General features: G+C 65.8%; 15 protein-coding genes. 5 read left to right on the top strand and 10 right to left on the bottom strand.

The annotated features are described in order from the left end of the window. Positions 1-17 precede the first annotated feature (17 nt). From QFZ30_RS17200 to QFZ30_RS17240, 9 genes are all read right to left on the bottom strand, one after another. Positions 18-1,373, bottom strand: coding sequence for an MFS transporter (locus QFZ30_RS17200; RefSeq protein WP_307078268.1), 1,356 nt, complete (start codon positions 1,371-1,373; stop codon positions 18-20). A 79-nt stretch (positions 1,374-1,452) separates the two neighbouring features. Beyond that, on the bottom strand, positions 1,453-1,575 hold the full coding sequence (locus QFZ30_RS17205; protein WP_307078270.1) for a hypothetical protein: 123 nt from the start codon (positions 1,573-1,575) through the stop codon (positions 1,453-1,455). 11 nt (positions 1,576-1,586) lie between these two features. Beyond that, a complete protein-coding gene (locus QFZ30_RS17210; RefSeq protein ID WP_307078271.1) occupies positions 1,587-2,354 on the bottom strand; it encodes an SDR family NAD(P)-dependent oxidoreductase in 768 nt (255 codons plus the stop codon). Positions 2,355-2,401: 47 nt separating this feature from the next. Further along, the gene (locus tag QFZ30_RS17215; RefSeq protein WP_307078273.1) at positions 2,402-3,394 is read right to left on the bottom strand and encodes a 3-hydroxyacyl-CoA dehydrogenase family protein; all 993 of its coding nucleotides are present in this window, start codon (positions 3,392-3,394) and stop codon (positions 2,402-2,404) included. A 2-nt stretch (positions 3,395-3,396) separates the two neighbouring features. Beyond that, positions 3,397-3,879, bottom strand: coding sequence for a ribose-5-phosphate isomerase (locus tag QFZ30_RS17220; RefSeq protein ID WP_307078275.1), 483 nt, complete (start codon positions 3,877-3,879; stop codon positions 3,397-3,399). Next, a complete protein-coding gene (locus tag QFZ30_RS17225) occupies positions 3,876-5,621 on the bottom strand; it encodes a dihydroxyacetone kinase family protein (RefSeq protein ID WP_307078277.1) in 1,746 nt (581 codons plus the stop codon). Before QFZ30_RS17225 ends, QFZ30_RS17220 begins: the two co-directional genes overlap by 4 nt. Before the next feature lie 58 nt (positions 5,622-5,679). Further along, entirely contained in the window at positions 5,680-6,684 is a 1,005-nt protein-coding gene (locus QFZ30_RS17230; protein WP_307078280.1) for a sugar phosphate isomerase/epimerase family protein, read from the bottom strand. A 145-nt stretch (positions 6,685-6,829) separates the two neighbouring features. Further along, a complete protein-coding gene (locus QFZ30_RS17235) occupies positions 6,830-7,597 on the bottom strand; it encodes a GntR family transcriptional regulator (protein WP_307078283.1) in 768 nt (255 codons plus the stop codon). 81 nt (positions 7,598-7,678) lie between these two features. Then, positions 7,679-8,023 (bottom strand): hypothetical protein, encoded by a 345-nt coding sequence (locus QFZ30_RS17240; protein ID WP_307078285.1) that lies wholly within the window; start codon positions 8,021-8,023, stop codon positions 7,679-7,681. A 247-nt stretch (positions 8,024-8,270) separates the two neighbouring features. Between QFZ30_RS17240 and QFZ30_RS17245 the strand changes: the two genes are divergently transcribed. The 4 genes from QFZ30_RS17245 (at position 8,271) to QFZ30_RS17260 (ending at position 11,636) form a co-directional block, all read left to right on the top strand. After that, a complete protein-coding gene (locus tag QFZ30_RS17245; RefSeq protein ID WP_307078287.1) occupies positions 8,271-9,347 on the top strand; it encodes an NAD(P)H-dependent flavin oxidoreductase in 1,077 nt (358 codons plus the stop codon). A gap of 93 nt (positions 9,348-9,440) precedes the next feature. Further along, positions 9,441-10,061, top strand: coding sequence for a hypothetical protein (locus QFZ30_RS17250; RefSeq protein ID WP_307078289.1), 621 nt, complete (start codon positions 9,441-9,443; stop codon positions 10,059-10,061). Positions 10,062-10,144: 83 nt separating this feature from the next. Further along, on the top strand, positions 10,145-10,891 hold the full coding sequence (locus tag QFZ30_RS17255; protein ID WP_307078290.1) for a YcnI family copper-binding membrane protein: 747 nt from the start codon (positions 10,145-10,147) through the stop codon (positions 10,889-10,891). Between the two features lie 112 nt (positions 10,892-11,003). Next, positions 11,004-11,636, top strand: a complete 633-nt coding sequence (locus QFZ30_RS17260; protein ID WP_307078291.1) for a DUF4232 domain-containing protein — start codon at positions 11,004-11,006, stop codon at positions 11,634-11,636. 47 nt (positions 11,637-11,683) lie between these two features. Here the strand turns inward: QFZ30_RS17260 and QFZ30_RS17265 are convergent, their stop codons facing one another. Continuing rightward, a complete protein-coding gene (locus QFZ30_RS17265; protein WP_373462857.1) occupies positions 11,684-12,154 on the bottom strand; it encodes a DUF4383 domain-containing protein in 471 nt (156 codons plus the stop codon). 186 nt (positions 12,155-12,340) lie between these two features. Between QFZ30_RS17265 and QFZ30_RS17270 the strand changes: the two genes are divergently transcribed. Then, the gene (locus tag QFZ30_RS17270; protein ID WP_307078294.1) at positions 12,341-13,891 is read left to right on the top strand and encodes an FAD-dependent oxidoreductase; all 1,551 of its coding nucleotides are present in this window, start codon (positions 12,341-12,343) and stop codon (positions 13,889-13,891) included. The last annotated feature ends 60 nt before the right edge of the window (positions 13,892-13,951 follow it).

Here is a 13,951-nt window from a genome sequence, read left to right on the forward strand (position 1 = left end):
TGAGCCGTCGTCGTGGGCTACGGGTTCTCAAGCAGTTCGTCCGCCTTGTTGCGGAACTTCTTGGTGGCGTACATCATCACGGCCGCTACGAACGGGAGCACACCCAGTGCGTACACGCCCATGGTGCCGGTATCGGAGGCGGTGATCTGGTTGACCGAAGTCCGCAGGATCGGGGCTACGAACCCGCCGAGGTTGCCGAGGGAGTTGATCAGGCCGATGCCTGCAGCGGCTGCCGTACCGGTGAGGAACGCCGTCGGGTAGGACCAGGAGATGGGCCCGATGGACAGGAAGCTGCACACTGCGAGGGTGATGAAAATGATTCCCAGCGCCGGCAGGTGGTTGGATCCTGCCCACGCAGAACCGAAGATGCACAGGCCGGTGGAGATGAACAGTCCGGTACCCCACACGCGGCGGCGGACAATGGTGTTCGCTGCCTTGCCGATGAAGTAGCAGGCGAAGATGCCGAAGAACCATGGAATGGCTGCCAGCAGGCCAACTTCAAAGCCAACCTTCTGGCCTGTCAGCTGCGCTACCTGCTGCGGCAGGTAGAACGTGACCCCGTAGACGGCGATCTGGAGGCAGAAGTAGATGGCGGTGAAGTACCAGACCTTGCCGTTCTTCATGGCTGCGAGGACACCACGGGGGCCGTCCTTTTCCTTGACGTCGTCTTCCAACGCCATGACGTCGAGGAGCGCCTTCTTTTCATCCTTGTCCAGGAACTTAGCGTCCTGGGGGCTGTTGATGAGGAAGAAGTAGGCGGCGACGCCCGCCAGGACTGCGAGCATGCCTTCGGTGAAGAACATGACCTGCCAGCCGGCCACGCCGGGAACCTGGTCGCCGATGTTGATCAGCCAGCCGGACAGCGGTGCACCCATCATCTGCGAGAAGGGCTGTGCCAGGTAGAAGATGGCGAACATCTTCACGCGGACCTTGTTGGGGAACCAGGCGGCAAGGAACATGATGACGCCGGGGAACAGGCCGGCCTCGGTGACACCAAGCAGGAACCGGAGGATCACGAAGGAGGTCTCGCCCTGGACGAAGGCGAAGCAGGCAGAGACGATCCCCCAGGTGATGGCGATGCGGGCAAGCCACACCTTGGCGCCGAACTTGGTCAGCAGCAGGTTGGATGGGATCTCGAACAGGGCGTAGCCAATGAAGAAGATACCTGCACCCAGTGCGTAGGCTCCTGCCGTGATTCCCCGGTCCACCTCCAGGGCAGCCTCGGCGAAACCCACGTTGGTGCGGTCAAGGAATGCCACCACATACAGGATGACCAGCATCGGCATGAGGCGGAAGGATGCCTTGGACACAGCCGATTTCAGGACCGGTGAATCCAGCAGCTCCTTGGTGGTTGTAGGGCTAGCGACAGACATTCAAACTCCTCGTTGAGTCAGTCAGGTGAGTAAGTCGGGTGAGTACGTCAATTCAGGGATGTGTGAACGAGTCCAGGTGTCAGAGCGAGAAGGCGATGAGCAGGACACCGGCGAGGCAGGCGATCACACCCACGGCGAGGTAGATCTTGCGTTCCCTGGTCCACGAGCTGATCCCGGTGGCGGCTTTGTTGGCGTGTGCCATGGTGGTCCTTCCTAGTGCATGTAGAGGCCGCCATCCACATTCAGCGTCTGGCCGGAGATGTAACCGGCGTCCTCGCTGATGAGGAAGGCGATGGCGGCGGCGATATCGCGGCTGGAACCGACGCGGTTGACCACGAGGTCCTTGGTGAGTTCGTCCTTGCGTTCCTGGCTGAGCGTGCCGCCCATGATGTCCGTATCGATAGGGCCTGGAGAGATGGCGTTGACGGTGATGTCGTACCCGCCGAGTTCGCGGGCGGTGGCGCGGGTCAGGCCTATCACGCCGGCTTTGGCTACGGAGTAGGGCGTCTTGGAGAAGGTGCCGCCGCCGCGCTGGGCAGACACGGAGGAGATGTTCACGATGCGGCCGATCCGGTTCTTCACCATGGACTCGGCCACCCGCCGGGTGGCGTAGTGGACACCGTTGAGGTTGATGTTGAGCACGCGGTCCCATTCGGCCGCGTCCAGGTCCAGGTACGCCACCGGCGAGCTAACGCCGGCCACATTGGCCAGGGCGACGATCTGCGGAAGCTCGGCTTCGAGTTCATCGATGGCCTTGCGGACGGACGCTTCGTCTGCCACGTTGGCGCCGACGCCGTGGGCCGCTACGCCGAACTCATTGGCGATTTCCTTGGCGGCTGCCTTGCACAAGGCGTCATCCAGATCGATGATGCCGATGTTCCAGCCCTGCGCGGCCAGGTAGCTGGCGGTGGCGCGGCCGATGCCGCGCTCGGAGACGGCGCCGGTAATGATCGCGGTGCGCTCTGCGGGAAAAATGGTCATGGAAATGCTCCTCAACAAGAAAGTCTGGACGGGTTTCGGAATCGGGCTCAGGCGATGGGGGCCGGGCCCAGATCGTCGAGGAGCTTCTGCATGGCCACGTACGCCTTGTTGCGGTAGGCGATCAGTTCAGGCGTGCGCTCGGCGGGAACGCTGAGGAAGCCCGCACCGGACTTGGTGCCCAGCTTGCCTGCTTCCACCAGGTCAGTCAGGATCTTCGGCGTGGCGAAGCGCTCCGGGAACTCGGTCTGCAGGGACTTGTAGCAGAAGTTGTACACGTCCAGGCCGGCCATGTCCGCAATGGCGAAGGGCCCGAAGAAGGGCAGCCGGAAGCCGAACGTGGTCCGGACCAGGGTGTCAACGTCCTCCGCCGTCGCGATGCCCTGCTCCACGAGCTGGGCTGCCTCGTGGAACAGTGCGTACTGGAGGCGGTTGAGGACGAAGCCGGTGACGTCCTTGACCACGGCGGTCTGTTTGTTGGCAGCATGCACCATTTCGCGGACGGCGCCCACTGTCGCAGCCGAAGTACCGGCGTGAGGGATGATTTCCACGCCTGGAATAAAGGGGGACGGGTTAGAGAAGTGCACGCCCAGGAACCGCTCCGGGTTGGTGACCGGCCCGGAGAGCTCAGCGATGGAGATGGTGGAAGTATTGGATCCGATGATGGCGTCCGGCCGTGCTGCCGCGCTGATCCGGGCCAGGGTCTGGTGCTTGATCGCGATGACCTCTGGCACGGCTTCCTCGATGAAGTCGGCACCAGTTACTGCTTCTTCGATGTCCTTGGCAGCCCAGAGGTTCTGCTTCAGGATGGCTGTGGCACCTTCCGGGAACAGGCCGTCGGCGACGAACTGGTCGGATTCGGCAAGGAGCCTGTCGTAGTTGTTCTGTGCCACTTCGGCCGACACATCGGCCAGGGCCACGCGTGCTCCGCCCAGCGCCAGCACCTGGGCTATGCCCCCGCCCATGTAGCCGGAGCCGACGACGGCGATCTTCCGGGCAGCGTTGCTGGAGCTTTCTGGTGAACTGATTGGTGTTTCGGTCATGATCAGACTGCCTTCGTGTATTCGGGCTCGTAGGAGCAGATGGCGTCCACCTTGTCGGCGGACGCGGAATTTTCATCGAAGCGGTAGCCGAGCCATTCGCCCACGAGCTTCTTGGCCAGTTCCAGGCCAATGACGCGCTGGCCCAGAGTGAGGACCTGCGCATTGTTGCTGAGGACGGAACGCTCCACAGAGTAACCGTCGTGGGCTGTGACCGCACGGATCCCGGGGACCTTGTTGGCCGCGATGGCCACTCCAAGACCGGTGCCGCAGATCAGCAGCGCCCGGTCTGCCTGGCCTTCCGCCACCATGCGCGCGGCGTCCACGGCCACGTGCGGGTACGCCGTGGAGTCGTTGGGGCCAACCCCGATGTCCTGGACGGAGGCCACGCGGCCGTCCGCTTCGAGCAGCGCCTTCAGCTCGTCCTTATATTCGACGCCGGCCTCATCGTTGCCGATGACAATGCGCCACCCTGCGGTGTTATTCATGCACGTGCTCCTTTTCCGGCCGCTGCGGCCAGTTCAGAATCGATGTAGGTGGAGATGCGCTGCGCGATCAGCCCGAAGGAGATCGCGCCGGGATCCGGATGGCCGAGGCTCTTCTCGGCCAGCGGCCGGGCGCGGCCCTTGAGCGGACGAAGTTCTGAGGTCTTCTCCGCTGCTTCCTGCGCGGCCACAGCGGCGGCGGCGAGGGACTTCGCCACCTGCGTGCCGCCGTCGAGGTTCCGGAGGAAGGCATCCCGGAACGGCAGGAGGGCGTCCACCATGGTCTTGTCCCCCGGCCCGGCCTTGCCAAGTTCGGTGATGGCGGCCGTGAAGGCGGTCACGGCGTCGGCCGCGTCCTCGCCACGGTATGACGCCCGGTTGCCCAGGGCCAGGCCTGCCGCGATGACGGCCGATCCCCACAGCGCGCCGGAGGTGCCGCCTGCGCGTTCGCTCCAGGCTTCCCCGGCTGCCGTCAGCACGCGCGCCACTGAGGAACCCGCTGCCGCCATCGCCTCGGCGGCGGCTGCTGCTGCGTCCACGCCCCGGCGCATGCCGATGCCGTGATCGCCGTCGCCAGCGATCGCGTCCAGCCTGCCCAGTTCCTCTTCATGTTCGACGACGACGTCCCGCACCTGTGCGAGCACGGCGGCTGCCAGCCTGCCAAGGTGGGCAGACGCGGCGGCGGGTTCTTCGGCATCGGCGGCGACGACCTCCTCGGGCCCTGCCTGGGCGCGGCGGGCACGCGGCGCCAGGGTGCCCTTCTTGAACGCCGGGGTGTCCGCCGGAGCGGCCCAGTACCGCTCGAGTTCCTCATCCAGCCAGAGCAGGGTGAGGGAGAGTCCGGACATGTCCAGGCTGGTGACGAGTTCCCCGCACTCGGGTTCCACAACTTCCAGTCCGGCGGACACCAGCACCTTCTCGATCTTGCCGAACAGCAGGAAGAGCTCGTCGTACTTCACGGTGCCCAGGCCGTTGACGATCGGCACTACGCGGTTCCCCGCAGCTTCTGGCCTGTCTTCCAGAAGGCGCGAAACCAGGAGTTCGGCCAGTTCGGAGGCGGTGGGCATCGGGTGTTCCGAAATGCCCGGTTCGCCGTGGATGCCGAGTCCCAGTGACATCTGGCCGGCCGGCACGTGGAAGAGCGGTTCGGCGGCACCCGGCAGGGTGCAGCCGTCGAAGGCCACGCCCAGGGAACGGGTGTGAAGGTTAGTTCTGATGGCGAGCCGCTCCACCTCGTCCAGGCTGAGTCCGGCTTCAGCGGCGGCGCCGGCGATCTTGAAGACGGTCAGGTCCCCGGCGATGCCGCGGCGTTTTTCGATCTGGTCCAGCGGGGCGCTGGCGATGTCATCGGTGACCAGCACCGTGCGGGTTTCGATGCCCTCGGCGTTGAGCCGCAGCTGGGCCTGGCCGAAGTGCAGCACGTCGCCGGCGTAATTGCCGTAACTCAGCAGCACGCCGCCGCCGGCGTTCGCCGCCTTGGCCACCCGGTACACCTGGCCTGCGGCCGGGGATGCAAACATGTTGCCGCAGGCGGAGGCCGTTGCCAGCCCCGGGCCAACCAGCCCGGCAAAGGCCGGGTAGTGGCCGGAGCCGCCGCCCACCACCAGGGCCACCCGGCCGGAAGGCACTTCGGTGGAGCGTACAACGCCGCCGTCCACGCGGGCGACGTACTCGCGGTTCGCGGCTACAAAGCCGTCCAGCGCCTCATCCGCGAAATGGGCGGGATTGTCGAAGATCTGGGTCATGGTTCCTCATTGAATCCGTGTCGGAAAAGAAGGGTTGTGTTTGGGGACCGGCTTTGGGTCAGACCGCGGCGAGTTCGACGGCGGACGGCTGCTGCCGGCCCTGGTCCACCTGGCTTTGACCGAGGACGTAGCCGTCGGCCTTGGGCAGGACGTGGCGGCGCAGGTATTCCTGGTTGCTGGCCGTCACGCTCAGCCCGTCTCCGCCGTAGTGCTCGGTGCAGAGGATGCCCTGGAAGCCCACGGAGATGGCCTCCTTGAAAGCCTCGCGGTAGTTAATCAGGCCGCTTTCCATCGGTGCCGGCATGGTGACGTACGTGTCCCTGGCAACGTCCTCGTCCCGGACGTAGTTCTTCATGTGCCAATAGTTGGAGTACGGCAGGGTCTTGGCGACCATCTCGCGCCAGTCCTCGATGGGGCGGTGCAGTCGGATCAGGTTGCCGAGGTCGGGGTTGAGTCCCACGTTGGAAAGTCCGATGTCCTGGACCAGCCGGACCGAGGAATCCGCGGTTCCAAGGTAGGTGTCCTCGTACATTTCGAGCGAGAGCAGGACGCCCACCCCGGCTGCATGGCGGCCAAGCTCGCGCAGTCTTGTCACGGCCTTGCCCCAGGCTTCCTTGTCACCTGCCGGATCCTTGTGTCCTTCGACCGTCCAGAACCACAACTGCTTCTGCTGCTCCGGTGTGAGTGCCTGGTGCAAGCCGACGGAAACAACCTCGCAGCCCAACTCGGCGGCTGCGTCGATGGTGCGATGGCTGTAGGCCAGGTTCGCCTGCCAGTTGCCTTCCTCGATGACACTGCGACGAATGGCGGAGATGACCGGAATGCCGATGCCCACGCTGGCCGCAGTCTGCTTGAACTCAGCGAGGCGGACCGGGCTGAGATCGCCGGGGCGGACCCAGCTGTCGGTCAGGTCAGCGTTGGCAAAGCCGGCTTCCTTCACCTCGGCAAGGACCTCTGCCCAAGCCGAACAATCGGCGTCGTTGATGTGGATGCCCTGGGCGTCAGTACCCCGGAACTGCAGCAGCGCTGCCGTGATGGGCCAGTTTTCGGCTGTATAAGCCATTCTTCACTCCCTCGTGGAATCCTCTTTCCTATAGGATCTACTACCGCGTTGAATGTTGTCAAGGTCACAGGCTGGCATAATCAAAGATCCTATAGGTCTGTTGAGAAGGAGGGCCTTGTCACAAAGTCTGTATGATTCAGGGTCGCTACTCCGGCGGGGCGTCGGCGATAGCGCGGCCGCGAACCTTCTTGATGTGATCCGACATGGCGGCAGCAGCCTTCTCGGGATCTCCGGTGGAGAGCGCGTCCAGAACTGCTTGGTGCTCGGCAATGGCGAATTCGGCGTCCGTGATGCCCACGCCGCCAAAGAGGCGGAAGCGCTGCACCTGGCCGCCGAGGGCTCCGTAGGCCGCGACCATGAACTGATTTCCGGTCAACTGCGCGATGAGCTGGTGAAAACGCTCGTCCGCCTCCAGGTAGTCCTTGAATTCGGCGAACGACGGTCCGCGGGGTGCCGCCCTCAGGTCTTCGACGGCTTCGCCGAGCTTTGCGAGGCTCTCCGGAGTCAGCCGTGGGCACGCTAGCCGGGCGTTGACTGGCTCTATCGCGAGACGTGCCTCCATCAGCTCGGCGAAGTCGTCCTGTGTGAAGACGGGCGCAACGCGGTACCCCTTGAGCGCTACCCGGCGGACCATGCCCGTATGCTCCAGCCTTGCAAGGGCCTCCCGGACGGGAGTGGGTGAGACGTCCAGTTCACGGGCCATGCCGTCGATGCTGACGGCGGCGCCCGGTTCCATCCTGCCGTCCATCAGCGAGGAGAGCAGCTCTTCGTAAACGTGGTCGGCCAGGACCTGCCGATTGACCGTCCTGCCGGCCGGGCGGCCCGCTAACCCACCTGAGCGTGCGCCGCTGGTGGCGTCGGACTTGCGGCCGGTTTTGCTACCAGCTTCAGGGCCGGGGATAGCGTTCTGCATGTTCAGATCCTATAGGGCCACCACACAGCAAGCCCCGGCTTCCCCTCGTTTGAACGGAAGCAGGGGCTTGCTTGGCCTCAGTCAGAGCTTGTCTGTTTTGTCATCACCCTTGTGGCCGGTGCCGCGCAGGTTTTCCTGGACCTTTCCGAAGAGGTCCTTGAGTGTGGATTCGGTATTAGTCAGCATGTCCGGCTGGATGTAGACCTGCTGGCTGGACGGAAGGCTGTAGCTGGACTGCAGGCCTCCGCTGCCGTCCACCCCGTCCAGCGCAATGGTCACCCCGCCTTCCTTCCGCGCAACCGCTGCGATCCTGCCGAACACCACGGTGAACTCATCCGGCTCAAAACTGACGGTCTGCCCAACGTGGGTCCTGTTGAGTTCGCTGGCCGGCGTCGCTTTCTCATTGCCAGTCCCTGAGTAGTTCATGGTGTTGCTCCCTGAGGTAGTTGGCGACTTACGCGAGCAGTCTAACGCCGCCCACTGACGCGGTACATAGTCCCATTGGATGCCTTGACGGCCCGGCGATGCATGCCGCCAGTGGCCCGGCCAGCAGCAGGGGAAGGGCAAACAGCTGCCAGTACTGCTCCGGTCCTGAACCGGAATGACTTTGGGCTGGGCCGCAAGCCCTGCGAGACTGGATCCGACCGCACCGTGACCGTCCAGGAGCCCCGATATGACGCCAGAGCACCGCACCCCGGCCCGCACCAGCCGGGTCACCGAACTGTTCGGCACCGAGGTTCCGGTTGTCCTGGGCCCCTTCGGCGGTGTGTCCTCCGTCGAGCTCACGGCGGCGGTGAGCGACGGCGGCGGGCTGGGTTCCTACGGCCTGTACGGTTATGGCGCCGAGGCCATCCGTAACACCGCTTCCCTGCTGAAGGAAGCCACGGCCAGGCCGTTCGCGTTGAACCTCTGGGTACCCGACGGCAGTGAGGGCACGCCTCTCCCGCAGGCAGACTTCGACCGCTACGTCAGCACCCTCAGGCCGTACTTCGACGAACTGGAACTGCCCCTGCCCCAGATGCCGGACGCCTACCTCCCGGACTACGGCGAGCAGGTGGATGCCACGCTCGAGGCGCGCCCCGCCGTCGTCAGTTTTGTGTTTGGTGTCCCGGCGCCGGAAGTCGTCGAGGAGGCGCACCGGCGCGGAATCGTGGTGATAGGCACTGCCACCACCGTGGCGGAAGCCGTAGCTTTGGAGGCCGGCGGCGTGGACGCCGTGGTGGCGAGCGGAATGGAGTCGGGCGGCCACCGGGTCTCCTTCCTGAAGCCCGCGGAGGAATCCCTAGTGGGCACCTTTGCGCTGGTCCCCCAAGTGGCGGACGCCGTTGGCATCCCGGTGATCGCTGCCGGCGGCATCGCCGACCGGCGCGGATATGCGGCCGCCATGGCTCTGGGCGCCGATGCCGTCCAGGTGGGCTCCGCGTTCCTGGCCACCAGGGAATCCGCCGCGGTTCCGGCCTACCGTGAGATCCTCCGAAGCCCGGCGGCCCGCGAAACGGTGCTCACCCGCGTCCTCAGCGGACGGCTGGCCCGCGGGATCCCCAACCGCATCACGGCCGAACTGACCGACCCCGCCCGGATAGCGCCCTTCCCTGCCCAGAACTGGCTTACGGGGCGGTTCCGGCCGCAGGCGGCGGCCCAGGGGAACACCGGACTGATGTCCCTGTGGGCCGGGCAGGCAGCGCCCCTGATCCGGCACGACTCGGCCGCAGATGTCCTGGCCGAACTGCTCGCAGGCGCACCGGCCTGAACTGGCCCATCCGATACCGGGCCAGCGCCGAACCACCGGTAGAATCTGACAGTCGTTCCGACCAATGACGGCACTGAAAATGAGGGAGGATCCGTGCGCACCCACCATGCCCGGGCGCCCTTTCATTACCTCCGGGCGGCGTCCGTAGCCACGGGCATCCTGACCCTCGCGGCCGCAGCCCACGCGGCAGGTGGCGGCGAACTCCCTGCCCCAGGCATCCTGCTGGCCGTGCTGGCCCTGACGGCGTTGGCGTGCACTACTGCCACCCGTCTCAGGCTCAACTTTCCGGCCATGGCCGTTTTGCTGGGCGCCGGACAGGTTGGGCTGCACGAAGTGTTCACGGTGTCCAGCGCCGCGGGACCTGCCGGCGGCCCGGCCGTTCCGGACCTGCACCACGTTTCCGGCGCCGCATCGCCCATCATCGGCGCCGCAGGACACCTCCATCAGCCGGACTCCCCGGCCGGGATACTGATGCTGCTGGCCCACGCGCTGGCCACTGTCATCTGCGCCCTTCTCATGGCGAAGGGCGAGGCTGCGCTGTGGGCACTTGCCGCGTGGCTCAGGCCCCTCCTCCGGCTCCCTGAGGCAGTAAGGCCCGAGGCCGGTCCCCGGCCGGCGGTGCCCGGCCCGCCACCGGTTGCGCCGTTCCGTCGGTGGCGGAACCTCAGGCAACACAGCCGACGCGGCCCGCCTTCCGCCGTCGTGCTTTCCTGACCCGGCCCGCACCGCACGTGACGGGCCCTCACCCGTACTTCCGCATGCCTGGATCCCGGCGCATGCGGCCGAAAGGCAATCCCATGAACACCTCCATCCTTCGCCGTACCCTCACAGCCGCCGCAACCACCGTCGGCTCCGCCGCCCTCCTGCTCACTGCGGCAGCCGGCGCGTCGGCTCACGTCGGCGTCACCCCGGACAAGACGACCGCCAACTCCTATGCCCTGCTCACATTCGGCATCCCGCACGGCTGCGATGAGTCGGCTACCACCAGGGTGGCCATCACGCTGCCGGCCGAGCTCAACGATGCCCAGCCCACCGTGAACCCCAACTGGACCGTGGAAAAGGTCACCGAACAACTCGCCGAACCCAAGAAACTGGCGGACGGCACAACCATCACCAAGCGCACCAGCCAGATCGTCTACACAGCAAAGACTCCGCTCGCAGACGACCTCAGAGACGCTCTGGTACTCTCGCTGAAACTGCCCGATGCCGCCGGGACAACGCTCCACTTCCCCACCTTGCAGACCTGTGAAACGGGCCAGACGGACTGGGCGGAGATTGCCAAGGAGGGCCAGGACCCGCACTCGCTGGAGGCCCCGGCACCGTCCATCACCATCACCGAGGCAGCAGGCCCGGACGGGCACGACGCCGCCACTGCGGGGACGGCTGCGCATTCCACAGGACCGTCGTCCGCAGGGACCGGCACGGGCGCGGACGCCCGGAACTGGGCCGGCCTCGCTGCCGGCATCGGCGGACTCGCCCTCGGCGGCCTGGCGCTCGCACGCTCGAGGCGCACCGCACAAGCAGGAGAGGCTGCCGCCAAGTAACTTGCGCCATGCCGGAGGTTTGATGCCCGGATCATCACGATCCGGGCATCAAATCACCGCGGTTGCTCGTGGCATCGTTGACTCCTGCCACACAGGCCGCAATGGTTATGCCATGAGGTCACAGCGAATTTCACAGGGGTTTGTTATTACGACGGCGGCCGCCGCGGCGGCGGCACTGATGCTCACCGCCTGCGGCCCAAGCCAGTCGCAGACGCCAGGGACCACGGAACCCGGCACCACCTCGGCCAGCCCCGCCACCACCTCGGCGTCGCAGACCCCGTCCCAAACACCGTCGTCGTTGACGTCTACCTCCACGCCCGCGGGGCAGGCGCTCTGCAAGGCAGGCACCCTCGCGGCCACCACCGATGCAACAGGCGGCGGAGCGGCAGGCAGCGTCTACATGAAGCTGATCCTCACCAACACCGGCACGGAGCCCTGCCTGCTCAGGGGCTTCCCCGGGGTGTCCCTGGCCAATGACGCAGCGGGCGCACCGATCGGAGCGCCGGCCAAACGCGACGAGGCCATGCCCGCGGCGGACGTCCTGCTGGCGCCTGGCCAGGCCGGGTCCGCCGTGCTCCGCTACACCCAGGCCGGCAATTATTCCGACTGCACCATGGTGGATGCTGCCGGTTACCGGATCTATCCTCCCGAGGACACTGCATCCCTGTTCCTGGCGCAGCCCACGCAGGCCTGCAGCAACGCGGGTATTGAGCTCCTGACCATCGGAGCCTTCCAGCCCGCCTAGCCTTGGCGCTGGCCTAATCTTGCCTCCGGCCTAGTCCTGCCTCTGGCTTAGTGGGCTGTGGTGGGACGGCCGGCCCTGGACGGACCACGGGAGAGCGCCACGCCCAGCGCAATCATGCCGAGCCCCAGAATCAGGTGCAGCCAATTGTCAGCCGTGTTGAAGGGGACGAAGTTCGCCGGCGTATCGTGGCCTATCAGCAGACCGTACAGCCAAAGAACCAGGTAGACGGCACCGCCCACCAGCAGGAAGTTTTTGGACTGGGTGGCGCTGCGTGCCATAGCGATGCCCGCTGCGCCGAACAGCAGGTGGACGATGTTGTGCAGCACCGAAACCTGGAAAACTCCCAGCAGCAGGGCGCCGGAGCCAGGGCCGGCCATGCCCAGCAACTCATAGTTGGTGGTAATGCCGGGGATGAATCCCAGGATGCCCACCAAGAGGAATACAGCGCCCACGGCAAGGGACGCCTTCTGGATGTTGGTCCGGCCTATGGTGCGACCACCGGAACTCATGGTTGTCATGATCACTCCTGGATCTATTCGTCGTTGAACCTGCACATGTGACCGCCGGGTCAAGCCAGGAACATATCTTAAACACCGACATGGTAAGTATACTTATCAAACGCGCCAGGGATCAGTCCCACAGATAACGGACCCATCACAAACGGCCCCTTTGAAGGCCGCAGACCGGAGGCAGGTTGAGCTCGGATGACGTCACTTTGGCTGGACCGCACGGAATCGTTCACTCCTGACGCCTTCCAGGCAGGAACCCGCTATGACACCGTGGTTGCGGGGGCGGGACTGACCGGACTGGTGACCGCCCTGCTGCTGGCCAGGTCCGGGCAGAAAGTCCTGGTCCTTGAAGCCCGGTTCCCCGGTGCCGTCACCACCGGGAATACCACGGCGAAGGTCACCCTGCTGCAGGGCACCGTCCTGTCCGCCCTGTCCAAGCAGTACCCGCAGAAGCAGGTTCGCGCGTATGTGGAAGCCAACCGGGAGGGCCAGGCCTGGCTGCTCCGCTACCTCGACGAGCACAACACGCCTTACCAGCGCCGGGATGCGTATACCTACGCCGCCACCGCTCAGGGCGCCGAACCCCTTCGCGAGGAACTCGCAGCGGCCACCATGGCCGGCCTTGACGTCGACTTCGTACGTGCCGCCGGTCTCCCTTTCGCTGTACACGGCGCCGTGCGGCTCGCTGACCAGGCCCAGATCAATCCGATGGACGTCCTGGACACGCTCCTGTCCGATGTCCGCGGCCGTGGCGGGAGCATCGTGTGCGGCGTGCGGCTGCGGAACGTCACAGGCAGCGGCCCCGCGACGGTTCACACGGACGGCGGGACCGTAACAGCCAACGCGGTTGTCCTGGCCACGGGCACCCCGGTCCTCAACCGCGGCCTCTACTTCGCCAAGCTGAAGCCGAACCGCTCCTACGCGGCCGCGCTGGAACTGCCGGCGGACCAGGTGCCGCCGCCCGGGATGTACATTTCCGTCGAACAGCCCACCCACTCCCTCCGCGACTACGAGGCGGACGGCCGCAGGCTCCTGCTGGTGGGTGGGCACGGGCATCCGGTGGGCCGGGCGAAGTCGGAAAAGGCCCAGCTCTCCGGGCTGCTGGCCTGGGCCGGAGAACATTTTCCCGGCGCCGTTCCCACTCACACGTGGTCCGCACAGGACTACCAGGCCACTAATCTGCTGCCGCTGTTCGGCAAGCTGCCAAGGGGCCGCGGGCACGTGTTCTTCGGCACGGGCTACAACAAGTGGGGCATGACCAACGCAGTGGCCGCGGCCCTGGGCATTTCCGCCGACATCCTGGGCGGCCAGCTGCCCTGGGCAGACACCATCCATCACCGCGGCACCTCCCCTGCCGGCGCTGTCTCTGCCGTGGCGCTCAACGCAGGGGTGGCCGCCAAGCTGGCCACCGACTGGGGACGGGTTGCCGCCGGCAAGAACCCGGACACCGCCGTCCAGCCGGAAACTGCTGTCCAGCCGGGTGACGGGATGCGGGCTGACGTGGAACAGCTGGCCGACGGCGAAGGGAAGGTCTACCGCGACGGCGCCCGGCCGGTGGCGGTCTCCACGGTCAACGGAACAACGTGCCGACTCTCCGCTGTCTGCACGCACCTGGGTGGCATCGTCCACTGGAATGACAGCGAACTGACCTGGGACTGCCCCCTCCACGGGTCCCGCTTCAACAGCGACGGGCGGCAGCTGGAAGGTCCGGCAACCAGGGATCTCCCCCGGGCAGATCGCCTGTGACCAAGTGCAGGCATTCCTGTCAGTGGCATAGTGCATGATGGAGGAATGCAGGAGGATCAG

Origin of the sequence: Arthrobacter pascens, assembly GCF_030815585.1 — a bacterium.
GTDB classification, from domain to species: Bacteria; Actinomycetota; Actinomycetes; order Actinomycetales; family Micrococcaceae; genus Arthrobacter; species Arthrobacter pascens_A.